Consider the following 15,352-nt stretch of genomic DNA (forward strand, 5'->3'; position numbering starts at 1 on the left):
ATGTGGTGGACGCCGACGGTACGGGGCCTGGCGCTCTCCCCCCGGGCGGCGGCCAGGTCTCCGACGTGGACGGGGCAGCGGATGCCGTCGGAGAACAAGGCGCCCTGCCGGGTGCAGGCGGCCGGGGCATGCACAAGCGTTCGTGTTCGGAGCGGCCGTGGCCGATGATCAGCGAGGTACGGGCGGCAGCCGTTCAGGGGCCGACAAGCCGGGTGGCAGGGGCGTCGTCGGTCGTCGAGACGGTCACGGACGGGGTGATGTGCCCCGCCAGACCCAGCACCAGGAACAGCACCACCAGCCACTTCGCGGCGCTGCTCAGGACCAGCGGGCGGGTGGCGGAGCGCGAGGTCTCCGGGGCGACGGCGAGGCCGTCGTCGCCGAACAGGCCCTTGGGGTAGGCGGGGGTGAGCATCATGACGTACGCGGTGAACCGCATCCGGTAGCGCAGGGTGGCCGTCGTCGCTTCGAACAGCGGCCGGGGCATCCGGCCGAGGACCAGCGTGATCAGCCACCAGACGAAGGCCAGGGCCCACCACCCGTACACGGCGAGGCTCTGCACGATCGCCGCCGGGATCATCAGGAAGACGCGGAACAGCACCGCGAGCCGGTTGAGCGCGGTGGGGCGCGCCTCGATCCGCACCGGAAAGTCGGCCGGCGGGGTCAGGGCGAACGGCGGGTAGCGGTCGATCAGCAGCATGTCGGAGGCGGATACGCGCATGTCGTAGCCGAGGACGCCGGCCAGGAAGCGGAAGACGGGGTCCGGCAGCCTGCCCAGCACCAGGGCCGCGAACCAGCCCACGATCACGGTGAAGAACGCCGCGATGTGGAGGAAGAACAGCACGATGAAGTGCGGGATCAGCAGCAGGAGTCGCAGGAGTACGGTCAGCCGCCGCTGACGTGGCGGTTCGACGATGTCCAGGAGGGGCCTGAACTCGTCGGCGTCCGTCTCCGTGCGCCCCGGGCTCCACCGGCCTTCGGCCTCGGCCATGTCGATCCTCCTCGGCAGGGGGCCCGTACGCCATCCGGGCGCGGGACGTGACCCCACCGTGCGTGCGCGAAGGCCCGCCCGCAAACGGCACGGCCCGAACGGGTGCCGTGCCTGCTGCGGGCGGGCCTCGGCGTGCACGGGCCGCGGATCTCCGCCGTGGGGCCGGTCCGCCGTGTGCGGCGGGTGGTCTCTCCGCCGCTCCGGGGACGCTGCCCAGGGGGCGTCGCGCCGGGACGCTCCTGCGGGACGCCGTTCCGATGGGCCTCCTCAGCCCCGGCGGATGCGGCCGAGCAGCGTGCGGGCGCTCCTCGGCGCGGTGGTACTCCGACCGCCGTCGGCCGGGTCGGCGGACTTCCGGAAGCGGGAGAGGCGCTCCTTCGCCGGGACCCGCTCCCGCGCGGGCGCGGATGACGGCTTCAGCCGCGCCCGCAGCCCGGTTCCGGTGCGGGCGTCCGCCGGACCGCGCTTCGGTTCGGCACCGGGCTTCGCGGCGGCCCCGCGCACGGTGCCGGCAGCGGCTCGACGCTCCGGCCCGGCCCTCCGCTCGGCCACCGGCTCCCCCGAAGCGTCCGGAATGCCGGTGTCTTCGGTGAAGGTGTAATAGCGGTGGCTGATCCGGCGGCCGAGGAGGAAGTACCCGAGCAGCGCACCCGCCGTGTTCAGGATGACGTCGTCGATGTCGAAGGCGCGCCCCGCGACCAGGGCCCCCTGGATCAGTTCGACGACGACCATGACGGCGGCCGCCAGCAGTGTCGTGCGGATCATCCTCATGCGGCGCGGCACGAAGAACGGCAGCAGGAGCCCGAACGGAACGCCCAGCAGCAGATTTCCGCCCGCCTGTTTGCACGCGGCGAGGAAGGTGTAGTCCTCCGCGTACTGGCGCAGCGAGCGGCCGGGGCGGAGGTTCGACGTGACGAGGTCCTCGGAGGCCGGTGACGGTGTGAGCGTCACCTTGGCCAGCAGGACGGAGAACGCCACCAGCCCCAGCATCGCCACCACCAGGACGGCTCCGCGCACCAGTACTCGCACCCATGTCCCCCGGCGTGCGGGGGGATTCGCCTCTGCTGTCATGGCCGACGGATGCCCCCCGCCCGGCCGGACCACACCCGAAGCCGGCCCGTGGAGCGAAAACTCGCCCGGCCCTCCGCGTCCGCCTGAGACGATGTGCGCATGACCACCGACGAGGACATGCGCTCCGACAAGAAGAGGGACCTGCTGGAGGAGACCGACCGGTTGCGTGAGGCAGGCCGGCCGGAGGAGGCGCGCGAGCGGCTGCTCGCGCTGACCGCCGCGTACCCGGACGACGCGGAGGTGGCCTACCGGACGGCGTGGGTGCATGACGTGCTGGGCCTGGAGTCGGAGGCGGTTCCGTACTACGAGCGCGCTCTGGGCAATCCGGGGCTCGCCGCGGAGGACCGGCAGGGGGCGTTGCTCGGGCTGGGCAGTACGTACCGGACCCTCGGCCGGTACGGGCAGGCGGTGGAGACGTTGCGCCGGGGGGTCGAGGAGTTCCCGGACCACGGCGCGCTGCGGACGTTCCTGGCGATGGCCCTGTACAACACGGACGAACACCACGAGGCGATGCGGCTGCTGCTGGAGCTGACGGCGGCGACCAGTCAGGACCCGTCCGTCCAGCGGTACCGGCGGGCGATCGAGCACTACGCCAAGGATCTCGACGAGACCGTGTGAGCCGTCCGGAACCGGGCACCGCCCGCGGCGGAACGACGGCGGGACAAGGGGAAGCCCCGGCCGGATCGGGGGAATCCAGCCGGGGCGGCTCGTGTGCGGGCGCGAAGGGCGGTCGCCTCTCGGCGGGGGGCTCCATGGGGCTTCGGCGGTGCGATCGTCCCCATGGGCTGTGTGGCGAGGCCCGGGGACACTGTCCCCCTCACACCCACGTATAGATGAACAATAAACCACCTGGGAGCGTTCCCGGAAACGCGGCCGATGTGATCCACGGCACGCGCATTCCGGCGTCTCCCCCTGGTCAGGGATGCGCCCGATCAGTCGCCGGGCTTCACGCCGTCGCCGTAGCGGCGGTGGAACCGCTCGACACGGCCCGCCGTATCGAGCACCTGGCGGCCGCCGGTGTAGAACGGGTGGCTCGCCGATGAGGTCTCCACGTCGATGACGGGGTACGTGTTGCCGTCCTCCCCCCTCACATGATCACCGGCGTCGGCGGTCGAGCGGGTGAGGAAGGTGACGCCGGCAGCGCGGTCACGGAAGACGACGGGACGGGACACGGGGTGGATACGGGGCTTCATCGGGGTGTTCCTTCCTCACCGCGGACCGGCGATGACGTACTGGGGGACAGGGCCTTCCGTGCGGTCAGCGGACCTCGCGGAAGAGGACGTGCCGACCGGCGGAGGAGTCGAACTTGCGGAGCTCCAGCCGGTCGGGGTTGTTGCGACGGTTCTTGCGTGTCGCGTAGCTCCGGCCCGTGCCGGCGGTGGACCGGAGGGTGACGACGGGCCTGATCTCGTTGCGCGCCATGAGCGCCTCCCGATGTCTCGTACGACCCCACTCCGCGTATCGGGAATGGGATTCGTTTTCGTTCTGGTGAGGTAACGCGACCGGTGCGCCCCGCATTCCCGTCCGGCAAGCCCCTGTGTCGGGCCACCCAACTCCCATCGAACGCAAGCCTGTTCGGGCGCCTTCCCGGCAGGCGAGCCGCTGGCATATGCCAGAAGCAACATCACCCCGAGTGTTGCCGAATCCCTTACGGCCCGCCGCGGCCTGTGCGAAAGTCGGTACCGGCCCACCTCTCAGCACCCTCCTAGGCCGCGCCTGTATCGGAGTACGAGATGCCGTCCCCCCTCTTCGCGGACCGCCCCGCACCACAGCTTCCCGCGCATGACGCCGTCGACGCCCTGATCCAGCGAACGCGCCGACTGCGCGGGGACATGGACACCGTGCGGCGCGACGCCGCTCTGCTCGACGAGGACGACCCCCAGCAGCGATGGCAGCGAGCCCTGTGCGAGCTGGCCGTGCGCCATCTGGACAACCTCGGCGAGAACCTGGGCAGGCTGAGGGCAGGACTGCCCGCACTGCCCGCGCCGGACGCCGAGCACTCGGAACACGGGGATACCGAGGACTCGGGACGCGGGGACGACACGGGCCCGGACGTTCCGGGCGCCGGTTCCCTGCCGAACCGGGTGGGCAGCGCCGAATGGAACCTCCTCACCGACGAGTGCACCTGGTCGGACGAGCTGTACGAGATCTTCGGGAGGCCCCCCGGCTCCGCCCCCCTCTCCCTCGACGACCTGCCGTCCGTGCTGGTGCCGGAGGACCAGCCGGTGCTGACCGCCATGGTCACCGGCTGCCTCGTCGACAGCCGGCCGATGGACGGCGAGTTCCGCATCGTGCGACCCGACGGCCGCACCCGCACCCTGCACATGACGGGCGAGCCGGTCCTCGACACCGACGGCTGCACCGCCTCGATGTGGGCGGTGCTGCGGGACGTCAGCGAGCTGCGGCGCAGCGAACGGGCCGTGGACCGCAGCGGCGCGTCGGTGCGGCGCGCGCAGCACATCGAGCGCACCGAGCGCCGGATGGCCGTGGAACTCCAGGAGTCCGTCCTTCCCCCCTGGCGTGGATCACTGCGTCTCCCCCGGCAGGGCCCGGGCGCCCTGGACGTTGCCGCCCACTACCTCCCCTCCGGATCGAGCGGGCTCATCGGCGGTGACTGGTACGACGCGATGGAGCTTCCGGACGGGCGCACCCTGCTCACCGTCGGCGACCTCACCGGGCACGGCATCCCCGCCACCTCCGGAATGGCGATGATGCTGGGCGCCCTGCGCGCCCTCGCCGTCGCCGGCATCGAACCGGGCACGTTGATGGGGCACCTGAACCAGGTGCTGGAGACGTCGATACAGCCCGCGTCGGGCAGCGCCCTGTGCTGCCGCTTCGACCCCGAGACCTCCCTTCTCTCGTGGGCGCAGGCCGGACACCCCGCGCCACTGCTGTTCCGCCACGGTTCGGGACGGCTCCTCCCGCCGCCGGACGGCATGCTGCTCGGCGCCGCCTCCCGCGTCCCGTACGAGCAGGACGAGATGCGGTTGTTCCCCGGTGACGTGCTCGTCCTGCACACCGGCGGCCTGGCGCGAGGCGGCGCCAGGGGTGCGGGCCCGGAGGCGCTGCTCGCCCTCGCCCCCCGGTTCTCGGAGGCCCGTACGGCACAGGAATGCGTCCGCGGCGTCGTCGAGGTGTTCGGCGGGGCCGAGCGCCGGGAAGACGCGTGTGTGCTGGTGGCCCGCGTCGGGGCGTGAGGGAGCGCGGACCGGCGCGGCGGGGCAGGGTCAGATCTCGGTGCCCTTGGCCTTCTTCCGGCTCGGCGGCATCGAGTGCTCGATCTGCTCACGCAGGTCCTGGACGCCGACATGTCCGGCGAACTGGCCGGTGAGCCGGTACATCTCGCGGAGCCGGTCCCAGGTGCGGTGCGAGGAGGTCTCCCCCATCGACACCAGCGCGAGCCGGGCGTAGCGGTCGGCCTGCTCGGGGTCGTTGGCGATGAAGCAGGCCGATGCGAGCGAGATGTAGTCGAAGATCTTCGACCGCTGGCGATCGTTGGCCCGCAGCTCCAGCGCCTGCTTGGCGTGGCGCTGGGCGATGACGGCGGCGCTGCGGTCGTGCTCGGCCAGCGTGCGGAAGGCGAGCGCCTGCATGCCGTGCAGGTCGGCCTCGTCGAACATCTGCATCCAACTCGGCGCGGGCACATCGCCCTTGTCCGAAGTGAACAGTTCCTCGGCCTCGCCGAGAGTACGCCGCATGGCCTGCCCCCGGCCCATCGACGCCTGCGCCCATGCCTCGATGGTGCGCAGCATCGCCTGTGTACGGGGCAGGGTCTCCTCGCCCGAGCCGGACTTGGCGAGCTTCATCAGGTCGAGTGCGTCGTCCGGCCGGCCGAGGTGCACCATCTGGCGGGCCGCGCGCGACAGTGCTTCTCCGGCGCGCGGCCGGTCGCCGCCCTCGCGCGCCGCGTGGGCGGCGATGACGAAGTACTTCTGGGCGGTGGGTTCGAGGCCGACGTCGTGGGACATCCAGCCTGCCAGGACGGCGAGGTTGGCGGCGACGCCCCACAGGCGGCGCTGGAGGTGGTCGGGGTGGCGGTAGGCGAGCATGCCGCCCACCTCGTTGAGCTGGCCCACGACCGCCTTGCGCTGGAGTCCGCCGCCGCGGGAGGCGTCCCAGGCACGGAACACCTCGACGGAGTGCTCCAGGGCCTCGATCTCCTCGGAGCCGACCGGCGCCGCCTCGTACCGGTCGGAACCGGCGGCATCGGCGTGCGCGGGAGTGTTGGCATGGGGAGCTTCGGCCGCCGGGGCGGGGGCGTTGCGGAGCCAGTCGTACAGGGGGCCGGCGATGGTTGATCCGGCGGTGAGCGCGGCGCCCGCACTCACCAAGCCGCGTCGGTTGAGCATGAGGTCCATTCCCGTGAATTCGGTGAGGACCGCTGCCGTCCGCTCGGGCGCCCACGGCAGTTGATCGGGATTGTCGTCCGTCCCGGAGTCACGCCGTTTCCCCACACGCCCGCGTCGGCCGAACCCGAGGTCCTCGATGGTCACGACACGGCCGAGCCGCTCGGTGAACAGAGCCGCCAGCACTTCGGGCACGGGATCACGGGGGGACTCCCCCATATCGATCCAGCGCCTGACGCGCGAGGTGTCGGTCGCCAGCTGTGGGTGGCCCATGGCCGCCGCCTGCCGGTTCACCAGTCTCGCGAGTTCGCCCTTGGACCAGCCGGCCAGGCCGAACAGGTCAGAAAGGCGGGTGTTGGGTTCTCCGGTCACGTCAAGCCCCCAGGTTCTCGGCTGACTTGACACTAACCCCTGGTCAGACGCGCAGTGCCAATTCGCCAGGGTTCGCCAGGGTCCGCCAGATGGTCTGCCACCCGTGACCCGTTGTCAGGTAGGAGTGCGCCACCCCGTCCGGCAGCCCTCGGTACTCCCCAGGGTGCCGACCGGCCGTCGGCCGGGCTGGCGCACGTATCTTGTCGGCGCACGAAGGGATCTGTCTCGCCCATGTACACAGCATCGTCCTCCGTGTCCGCCCCGCCCCGTCCGCTCCGCCCCCTGGGCGCGAGCGGCGGGCCCTATCTCGCTCCTCACGCCGGCGCACCGGCGCAGGGTCCGGGCCGGGCCCGCCGGGCCGCGGGGCCGGGCGGGGGCCCCCTCAGCGGAAGGATCGACCTTTCCGGGCCCCAGGGGGCGCAGGTGCGGATGGCGATCGCCTCCGTGCAGCGCGTCTGCCCCGAGTTCAACCCGGTTCAGGTACTGCGCCGCAGCGGACGTTCGGTCCTGATCGTCGGGACGACCGGGCGGGCCACCGCCGTGGCGAAGTGTTTACTGGACCACTCGCCGGCGTGGACCGAGCGGTTCCGGCACGAAATAGCGGCGTACCGCGCGTTCGTCCGGCACCGCCCCCCGGTGCGGGCGCCCCGGCTGATCGCGGCGGACCCGGAGAACTGCACGCTGGTGATCGAACGGATGCCCGGCCGGGTCGCCGCCCTCACCCGCCATCCGGCGGAGGCGCCGCCGCGGGCCGACATCCGTGCCGCGCTGGGGGCGATCAGCCGGGTGAACGCCTGGCGGCCGCCGCCCGGTCTGTTCGAGGCGCCACTGGACTACGCCTCGCGGATCGCGCGCTACCACGAGCTGGGCCTGTTCACGGACCGCGACTTCGACGACCTCCAGAAACTGCTGCACGGTCTGGCCCACGCGAGCGGCCGACAGGGCATGGGACAGTTCTGCCACGGGGACGCCCTGCTCTCGAACATCCTGCTGTCGCCGACCGGGCCGGTGCTCGTGGACTGGGAGCACGCCGGGTGGTATCTGCCGGGCTACGACCTGGCGACCCTGTGGGCGGTACTGGGCGACGCCCCGGTGGCGCGGCGCCAGATCAGTCAGCTGGCCCAGTCCAGGGGCCCGGCCGCGCGGGACGCGTTCCTGGTGAACCTGATGCTGGTGCTGACCCGCGAGATCCGGAATTACGAAACGGCGGTCCAGCGCACCATGCGCGAGGCTCCCTCGGCGGGTGCCGGGTCCGAACGTCCCGGCGTGCTCTCCTCGGGCGAGGAGCAGCGACTGCTGCTGCGCAGGCTCCACGACGACTGCGCCATGGCGCGGCGGGCCGTGCGGGCGGCGGTCGGCACCCGCTGAGCCGGAACGGCGCGGGGACGGGGCGAGGGGAGCGCCGGACGCCGAGGCGGGACGAGAGGAACAGGGCGGGCCAGGGGCCCGTCCGCCGAAGACCACAGTGACCTGACCACTGTGAGGACACAGCGCGCTGCGGGACCGGTGCCGACACACCGGGTCCCGCAGCGCGCTGTCGTGCGTTCCGTGACGGATTGCTGACCCTGTGCCGTTCCGGGGTCCTCCAGGGGTGAGGCCCGCCACGAGACCCACGTCACCTACGACCGCGGGTAGGGGAGGCGAACACCCTCGTGCGGCGTAACGAACCATCCGTTTGGCTCACGAATTGGACATATAACGATGAAGAGTAGTAAAGGCGGTCATTGCTTCCTATGCCGGTGCCCGCTAACCATGGATTCCGGCAGGCACCGAGTACGAGCCGACGTCGATCGCCCACCGGCGGACGCGGTACGGACGACCCGGTTGCGGCCGACGCGGCGCGAAGGCCGCGAAGCCCGTCCCCCATAGGAAGAGCTCACGCATGCCCCGCATCTCCACCCTGCGCATCACCCGCTCGCACAAGATCGCCACCGCCGTGCTCGTCGCGGCCGGTTCCGTCACCGCCATAGCAGCCACCGGCGGTCCGAGTGAAGCGCAGACCTCCGCGGTCCGGTCCTCCGTCTCCGTGGAGCCGGTCGCCGCGGCGGGCATCCCCACGGCGAAGGACGCGGCCGAGAAGGCCGCGGAGCAGAAGGCCGCCAAGGACGCCGCCGCGAAGAAGGCCGCCGACCGCGCGGCCGCCCGGAAGGACGCCGAGCAGGCGCGTTCCGAGAAGCAGGCCGCCAACCGCTCCACCGAGCGCAAGGCCGTCACGCCGAAGAAGTTCGCGGACAACCTCGACGGCTGGATCCGCGAGTCGCTCGACATCATGAAGAAGAAGAACATCCCCGGTTCCTACGAGGGGCTGCACCGCAACATCATGCGGGAGTCCAGCGGCAATCCGAACGCCGTCAACGACTGGGACATCAACGCGCGCAACGGCATCCCCTCCAAGGGCCTGCTCCAGGTGATCCAGCCCACCTTCGACGCCTACCACGTCAAGGGCACCCCGAAGAAGCTCACCGACCCGGTCGCCAACATCACGGCCGCCGCGAACTATGCCGCCGACCGGTACGGCTCGATCGACAACGTCGACTCCGCGTACTGAGTCACCCTCGGGGCCCCACCGGCGTGAAGCCCCTGAGCGACCGCCTTCCGAGCACGCACATGCAATAACGCGATGATGTGACTAATCGCCGTCGTGCGTGCTCCGTATGGCCGAAGGGTAGTGCTGCGCGGACACCACCGGTCCGCGCGTCTCCCCGCGCGGAGGCTTCTGGAAAGGCCTGACGCACATGGCACAGCCCTTCTCACTGCCGGACTTCTACGTCCCGTACCCGGCCCGGCTCAACCCTCATGTGGAGACGGCACGCGCCCACACCCGTGAGTGGGCCCGCTCCATGGGCATGCTGGAGGGGTCCGGCATCTGGGAGGAGAAGGACCTGGAGGCGCACGACTACGCCCTCCTGTGCGCCTACACCCACCCCGACTGCTCGGCCGAGGCACTCAACCTGGTCACCGACTGGTACGTGTGGGTCTTCTTCTTCGACGACCACTTCCTGGAACTGTTCAAGCGCACGCCCGACCGGGAGGGCGGCAAGCGGTATCTGGACCGGCTGCCCGCCTTCATGCCGATGGAGCGCGGGGCGGCGACACCCGAGCCGCGGAACCCCGTCGAGGCGGGACTCGCCGACCTGTGGGCCCGGACGGTCCCCGCGATGACGGACGAGTGGCGGGCCCGGTTCGCGGAGTCCACGGAGAACCTCCTCAACGAGTCCCTGTGGGAGCTCGCCAACATCCATGAGGGCCGCATCGCCAACCCCGTCGAGTACATCGAGATGCGCCGCAAGGTGGGCGGCGCGCCCTGGTCCGCGGGCCTGGTCGAGTACGCGGCGAACGCCGAGGTACCGGCGCCGGTCGCCGGGTCCCGGCCGCTGCGCGTGCTGCGGGACGCCTTCTCCGACGCGGTGCATCTGCGCAACGACCTCTTCTCCTACCAGCGTGAGGTGGAGGACGAGGGGGAGAACAGCAACGGGGTACTGGTACTGGAGAAGTTCCTCGGCTGCTCCACGCAGGAGGCGGCCGAGGCCGTCAACGACCTGCTGACCTCACGGCTCCAGCAGTTCGAGAACACCGCTCTGACCGAACTCGGTCCGCTCTGCGCCGAGACGGGGCTGGACCCCGCCCAGACCGCCGCCGTGCTGGCGTACGCCAAGGGGCTCCAGGACTGGCAGTCCGGCGGCCATGAGTGGCACATGCGCTCCAGCCGCTACATGAACGGCGGCGGCGCGGGTGAGGCAGTGCCCGGCTTCGGCATGTCCGCCGCCTCCATCAGGTTCACGATCCGCTCGGAGACCGCGCGGGCACGCAGCCACGGCCATGTGCCGTTCCAGCACGTGGGGCCCTCGCTGATCCCGGACTTCGACCTGCCCTTCACCACCACGCTGAGCCCTCATCTGGAGGGGGCGAGGGTCCGGCTCGTCGACTGGGCGCGGCGGATGGGCATCCTGGAGGCCCAGCCGGGCGTCCCGGCTTCGCACATCTGGGACGAGGAGCGGATCCGCGCGATCGACCTGCCGTTGTGCGCGGCGGGCATCCACCCGGACGCGACCCCGGACGAGCTGGACCTGTCCTCGGGGTGGCTGGCCTGGGGGACGTACGGGGACGACTGGTTCCCGGTCGTGCACGGGCGGACGCGGGACCTGGCGGGAGCGCGGCTGGCGAACGAACGGCTGTCGCTGTTCATGCCGCTGGACGGGGAGGGGACGCCGGAGCCGGTGAACGCCCTGGAGCGGAGCCTGAGCGACCTGTGGGGCAGGACGGCCGGCCCGATGGACGCGGGGGCGCGGCGCACCTTCCGTACGGCGATCGAGACGATGACCGAGAGCTGGCTGTGGGAGCTGGCGAACCAGGCGCAGAACCGCATCCCCGACCCGGTGGACTACGTGGAGATGCGGCGGGCGACCTTCGGTTCGGACCTGACGATGAGCCTGTGCCGGCTCGGGCACGGCCGGAAGGTTCCGGAGGAGGTCTACCGCAGCGGCCCCATGCGTTCCCTGGAGAACGCGGCGGCGGACTACGCGTGCCTGCTCAACGACCTGTTCTCGTACCAGAAGGAGATCGAGTACGAGGGAGAGGTGCACAACGGCGTCCTGGTCGTGCAGAACTTCTTCGGCGTCGACTATCCGACGGGCGTGGCCATCGTCCACGATCTGATGAACGCGCGGCTGCGGCAGTTCCGGCATGTCGCCGAGGTCGAACTGCCCGTGCTGTACGACGACTTCGACCTGGACGCCGAGGCTCGGGAGATCCTGGCGGGCTATGTGCGGGAGCTGGAGCACTGGTTGGCGGGCATTCTGATCTGGCACCGGGGCTGCCGCCGCTACCGCGAGGAGGATCTGCGCCAGGTCCACGGCGCGCCGTGGCATCTCGCCGGGCCCACGGGGATCGGTACGTCGGCGGCGCAGGTGATCCGGCTGATGGCCCAGCCGGCGGGCAGCACGGCGTAGCTTCTCGCGGGGCCCGCAGGAGTGCGGCCCGTCGGGAGGACCTCCCGGCGGGCCGCGGCCGGATTCGCGGGCCGGGCGCGTGGAACGCTGTCCGAGCGGACCGGGGCGCCGTACGGCCCCGGACTCCGCGGCCCTGGGCGGGTTCCGGTGAGCGGCCCCTGGAGAGCAGCCGGAGCGGCGGCGTCGTGGGCCCCGGAGCGCCGAGCACCGGGCCGCCGCCCGCCGAAGAACCGCCGGGCAGGAGAACGGCCGCCCGGACGGATCCGGACGGCCTTGCGCGCGTGGGTCTCAGCCCTGCTGGAACAGCTCTGCGGGCAGGGGCTTGAGCAGCGTGTACAGATCGTCGGTGATCGGCCGGTCCCAACTGGCGATGGTCACCAGGACGCCGTCGCTGCGGTCGAACTGGACGCAGGAGATACGGCTCTCGGAGAGCTTGATGCGGTGGACGATCAGCAGGTTGTCGCCCTGCATGACGGGGACGTCCTCGGAGCTGACGACCTCGACCGGCTCGTCGTTCTCCAGGGCGAGCAGCAGCTGGGCCACCTCGAAGGGGACCTGACCCTCCTCGGTCTCGCGGGCGGGCGAACCTTCCGGGAGGTTGCCGATGATCATCGCCGGGCCCCGGCCGCCGTACAGGTCGTAGCGGAGGAAGACGCCCTGGCAGCTGCCGTCGGGCGCGGGGAGCAGGCCGGCGCCGAGGTTGCCGGGCCAGTCACCGGGGTCCATGGCCAGGACGTCGAAGTCCGGGCCCGCGGGTGTTGCGGCGCTACGGCGGCGGAGGAAGGACATGCCGCCCATGGTACGTGTCCCGGCTCACGTCGCGGAGCCGGGCCCGGAGCCCCGGCGGCGGGCCGGGGGTGCGCTCCTTCCCGGCGGGAGCAGGGTCTCCGTTCCCGCGAGCCCCGTGGCGAGCCCGGCCGTATCGCCCGGCGCGGCCACGTCTCGTTCCGCTACTCCCACGGCTACCGGCTCAGCCCCGGCACGCTGTAATTGACCCCGCACCGGCTGGAGGCGGACGCGCTGTCGGTCTCCGGGCAGCGGGGCGTCGGCGGCCGCACCCGGCGGGTCCACCGGGCGACCGATGCCGGGAGGAAGGCCCTGGACGAGGACCGCCGGGCGCTCAGGGAGCTGGCGCGCGAGGTGCTGGGGGGGCGACGCGGCTCCGTGGCACCGGGCCGGTCATGCCCGGCGTGCGGCCACCACACGCCGTACCCCGTGGACGGCGGCGCCGAGAGCCAGGACCGCGGAACCCTGCACCACCGAGGAGACCGGGAGGGCGAACGCCAGGACGAGGCAGCCGGCCAGCCCGAGGACCGGGATCGCCCTGGCCGGGCGGCCCTCGTCCGGAGCGAGGGTCCAGGCGGAGGCGTTGGCGACGGCGTAGTACGCCAGGACGCCGAACGACGAGAACCCGATCGCCCCGCGCACGTCCCCGGTCGCGGCGACCACGGCCACCACGGCACCCACCAGGAGCTCGGCCCGGTGCGGCACCGCGAACCTCGGGTGGACCGCGGCCAGGCCGTGGGGCAGGTGCCGGTCGCGGGCCATGGCCAGCGTGGTGCGCGAGACGCCCAGGATCAGCGCGAGCAGCGAGCCGAGCGCGGCCACCGCCCCTCCCGCGCGCACCACCGGCACCAGCCAGTCGGCGCCGGCCGCCCGGACCGCGTCCGAGAGGGGCGCGGCGGCGTGTGCCAGCCCCTGCGGGCCGAGGACGCTCAGCACGGACACGCCGACGACGGCGTAGACAGCCAGGGTGATGCCGAGCGCGAGAGCGATGGAGCGGGGGATGGTGCGCCGCGGGTCGCGGACCTCCTCGCCGAGCGTGGCGATGCGGGCGTATCCGGCGAAGGCGAAGAACAGCAGTCCCGCCGCCTGGAGCACCCCGCCAAAGGTCGCGTCGCCCCCGACGGCGAGCCGGGCCGCGTCCGACGCGGACGAGGTGAGGGAGGCGACCACCACGGCGGCGAGCACCGCCAGGACCACGGCCACGATCACGCGGGTCAGCAGCGCCGACTTCTGCACCCCCGCGTAGTTCACCGCGGTCAGCGCCACCACCGCGGCGACCGCGACCGCGTGCTCCTGGCCGGGCCATGCGTACGAGCCCACCGTGAGGGCCATGGCCGCACAGGAAGCGGTCTTGCCGACCACGAAGGCCCACCCGGCGAGGTAGCCCCAGAAGTCACCGAGCCGTTCGCGGCCGTAGACATAGGTGCCGCCCGAGGCCGGGTAGCGGGCGGCGAGCCGGGCGGAGGAGGTGGCGTTGCAGTACGCGACCACCGCGGCCAGGGCCAGGCTGATCAGCAGCCCGGAACCCGCCGCGCGCGCGGCGGGTGCGAGCGCGGCGAAGATCCCCGCGCCGATCATCGACCCCAGGCCGATCACCACGGCGTCGGACAGCCCCAGCCGCCGTCGCAACTCCTGCGGCCCGGCTTCCGCCGATCGCTTGCTCATGAACTCACTCCTCGGCGACACGGCACACCTCTTGCGGCAACCGATACCGGAAGATATACGAGCCGGGTGCGCCCCTCCGACGCATCGCGTCGGGCGTTCGGCCCCGCCGGAGCCTTTTCCCCGGACGGGACAGGGTCAGGCGAGGCCGAACTCCCGGATCGCGGCGAGGAATTCCTCCGGCCGGTCCGTGTGGATCAGGTGTCCGGCATCGATGGTGACCGAAGCGGCGTTCGGCAGCGCTCGGACCAGCTGCGCGAGTTGCCCCTGGTCGATGTGGCTGGTGGGGCCGCCGCCACCGTACGGGCGAAGGCTCCCGCGTCGTCCAGCCAGGGGAAGTGGCCGGCTCCCGGCTGGACCGTGAACTCGGCCTCGGGGAAGAGCGCGGCCAGCTCCGCGGCCCGGTGCGGACTCGGATGGCCGTCGTACTCCCCGGCGAGCACGGGGGCGGTGACCTGGCGCAGGGCGGCGGCCGTGGCGGCGGGGTCGAAGGCCCCCTCCTCCGCGTACCGTTCGCGCGCCTCGGCGTTGGTCTGTCCGGCGGATGCCCCGGCGTGGGCGCGGGCCGCCTCGTCCCAGCGGCCGTAGGTGAGCGGCCGGACGGCCGGCCACAGCTCGGCGAAGGGTCCGCCGGCGAGCAGGGCCTCCTGGGCGGCCCGCGCCTGCGGATACCAGGTCTCGTCGCGGCGCAGTTCGGCGGCTTCACGCAGGTCCTGGTCGGTCACCTCGATGCCCACGGCCCGGACGCCGGGCGTCACCAGGGTCAGGGTCCGCAGCCGTTCCGGGTGGCGGGCCGCGTACAGCAGGGCCAGGTACGCCCCGGCGGAGTGGGCCAGTACGTCGATCCGGTCGAGGCCCAGGTGGGTGCGCAGGGCCTCCACATCGTCGAGGAGGCGGTCGCAGCGGTAGGTCGAGGGGCCCTCGGGCACACCGGATCCGCCGGTGCCGCGCAGGTCCAGCAGGACGAGCTGCCGACGGGCGGCAAGCCCTCCGAGGTCCCCGAGTACGCGCTCGCCCGCATCGGTCCGCCGGGCAGGCAGATCAGTGGCTCCCCCTCCCCCACCAGACGGTAGGCGAGCGGGGTCGTGTCGTACGCGGAGAAGATCGGCATGCGCCCCATCCGAACAGCACCCTGTGGGCCCGCGCACCGGACTTCGCCGCCGTCGGATCGGCCGCGC

At 72.2% G+C, this 15,352-nt stretch carries 12 protein-coding genes and 1 pseudogene; 5 read left to right on the forward strand and 8 right to left on the reverse strand.

The genetic code is table 11. The features are described 5' to 3' along the window. Positions 1 to 193: 193 nt before the first annotated feature. Together QFZ71_RS00275 and QFZ71_RS00280 are read right to left on the reverse strand one after the other, a co-directional pair. Positions 194 to 988 carry a DUF4389 domain-containing protein gene (locus QFZ71_RS00275; RefSeq protein WP_307666209.1) on the reverse strand — a complete coding sequence of 265 codons (795 nt, stop codon included), beginning with the start codon at positions 986 to 988 and terminating at the stop codon, positions 194 to 196. Between the two features lie 267 nt (positions 989 to 1,255). After that, positions 1,256 to 2,059 carry a VanZ family protein gene (locus QFZ71_RS00280; protein WP_307666210.1) on the reverse strand — a complete coding sequence of 268 codons (804 nt, stop codon included), beginning with the start codon at positions 2,057 to 2,059 and terminating at the stop codon, positions 1,256 to 1,258. Between the two features lie 117 nt (positions 2,060 to 2,176). Between QFZ71_RS00280 and QFZ71_RS00285 the strand changes: the two genes are divergently transcribed. Next, the gene (locus QFZ71_RS00285) at positions 2,177 to 2,677 is read left to right on the forward strand and encodes a tetratricopeptide repeat protein (RefSeq protein WP_307671296.1); all 501 of its coding nucleotides are present in this window, start codon (positions 2,177 to 2,179) and stop codon (positions 2,675 to 2,677) included. Positions 2,678 to 2,991: 314 nt separating this feature from the next. On the opposite strand, the gene QFZ71_RS00290 is transcribed toward QFZ71_RS00285, so the two are convergent. Both QFZ71_RS00290 and rpmG read right to left on the reverse strand, forming a co-directional pair. Continuing rightward, on the reverse strand, positions 2,992 to 3,252 hold the full coding sequence (locus tag QFZ71_RS00290) for a type B 50S ribosomal protein L31 (protein ID WP_307666211.1): 261 nt from the start codon (positions 3,250 to 3,252) through the stop codon (positions 2,992 to 2,994). A 64-nt stretch (positions 3,253 to 3,316) separates the two neighbouring features. Next, a complete protein-coding gene (gene rpmG, locus QFZ71_RS00295; protein WP_307666212.1) occupies positions 3,317 to 3,481 on the reverse strand; it encodes a 50S ribosomal protein L33 in 165 nt (54 codons plus the stop codon). 311 nt (positions 3,482 to 3,792) lie between these two features. On the opposite strand from rpmG, the gene QFZ71_RS00300 reads away from it, so the two are divergent. Continuing rightward, positions 3,793 to 5,256: a PP2C family protein-serine/threonine phosphatase gene (locus QFZ71_RS00300; RefSeq protein ID WP_307666213.1), complete on the forward strand. Its 1,464-nt coding sequence runs from the start codon at positions 3,793 to 3,795 to the stop codon at positions 5,254 to 5,256. Between the two features lie 30 nt (positions 5,257 to 5,286). Here the strand turns inward: QFZ71_RS00300 and QFZ71_RS00305 are convergent, their stop codons facing one another. Further along, positions 5,287 to 6,777, reverse strand: a complete 1,491-nt coding sequence (locus QFZ71_RS00305) for a hypothetical protein (protein WP_307666214.1) — start codon at positions 6,775 to 6,777, stop codon at positions 5,287 to 5,289. A 231-nt stretch (positions 6,778 to 7,008) separates the two neighbouring features. On the opposite strand from QFZ71_RS00305, the gene QFZ71_RS00310 reads away from it, so the two are divergent. The 3 genes from QFZ71_RS00310 (at position 7,009) to QFZ71_RS00320 (ending at position 11,726) form a co-directional block, all read left to right on the forward strand. Further along, entirely contained in the window at positions 7,009 to 8,145 is a 1,137-nt protein-coding gene (locus QFZ71_RS00310) for an aminoglycoside phosphotransferase family protein (protein WP_307666215.1), read from the forward strand. Between the two features lie 514 nt (positions 8,146 to 8,659). Beyond that, positions 8,660 to 9,325, forward strand: coding sequence for a transglycosylase SLT domain-containing protein (locus QFZ71_RS00315; protein WP_307666216.1), 666 nt, complete (start codon positions 8,660 to 8,662; stop codon positions 9,323 to 9,325). Positions 9,326 to 9,512: 187 nt separating this feature from the next. After that, on the forward strand, positions 9,513 to 11,726 hold the full coding sequence (locus tag QFZ71_RS00320; RefSeq protein ID WP_307666217.1) for a germacradienol/geosmin synthase: 2,214 nt from the start codon (positions 9,513 to 9,515) through the stop codon (positions 11,724 to 11,726). 288 nt (positions 11,727 to 12,014) lie between these two features. Here QFZ71_RS00320 and QFZ71_RS00325 read toward each other — a convergent pair whose 3' ends face one another. From QFZ71_RS00325 to QFZ71_RS00335, 3 genes and pseudogenes are all read right to left on the reverse strand, one after another. Further along, positions 12,015 to 12,515 carry a hypothetical protein gene (locus QFZ71_RS00325; protein ID WP_307666218.1) on the reverse strand — a complete coding sequence of 167 codons (501 nt, stop codon included), beginning with the start codon at positions 12,513 to 12,515 and terminating at the stop codon, positions 12,015 to 12,017. A gap of 390 nt (positions 12,516 to 12,905) precedes the next feature. After that, on the reverse strand, positions 12,906 to 14,177 hold the full coding sequence (locus QFZ71_RS00330; RefSeq protein ID WP_307666219.1) for an APC family permease: 1,272 nt from the start codon (positions 14,175 to 14,177) through the stop codon (positions 12,906 to 12,908). A 221-nt stretch (positions 14,178 to 14,398) separates the two neighbouring features. Then, positions 14,399 to 15,285, reverse strand: a pseudogene (locus QFZ71_RS00335) (alpha/beta fold hydrolase); the annotation flags it as partial. Positions 15,286 to 15,352: the final 67 nt, after the last annotated feature.

This window comes from Streptomyces sp. V2I9 (genome assembly GCF_030817475.1).
In the GTDB taxonomy this organism is placed as follows: Bacteria; Actinomycetota; Actinomycetes; order Streptomycetales; family Streptomycetaceae; genus Streptomyces.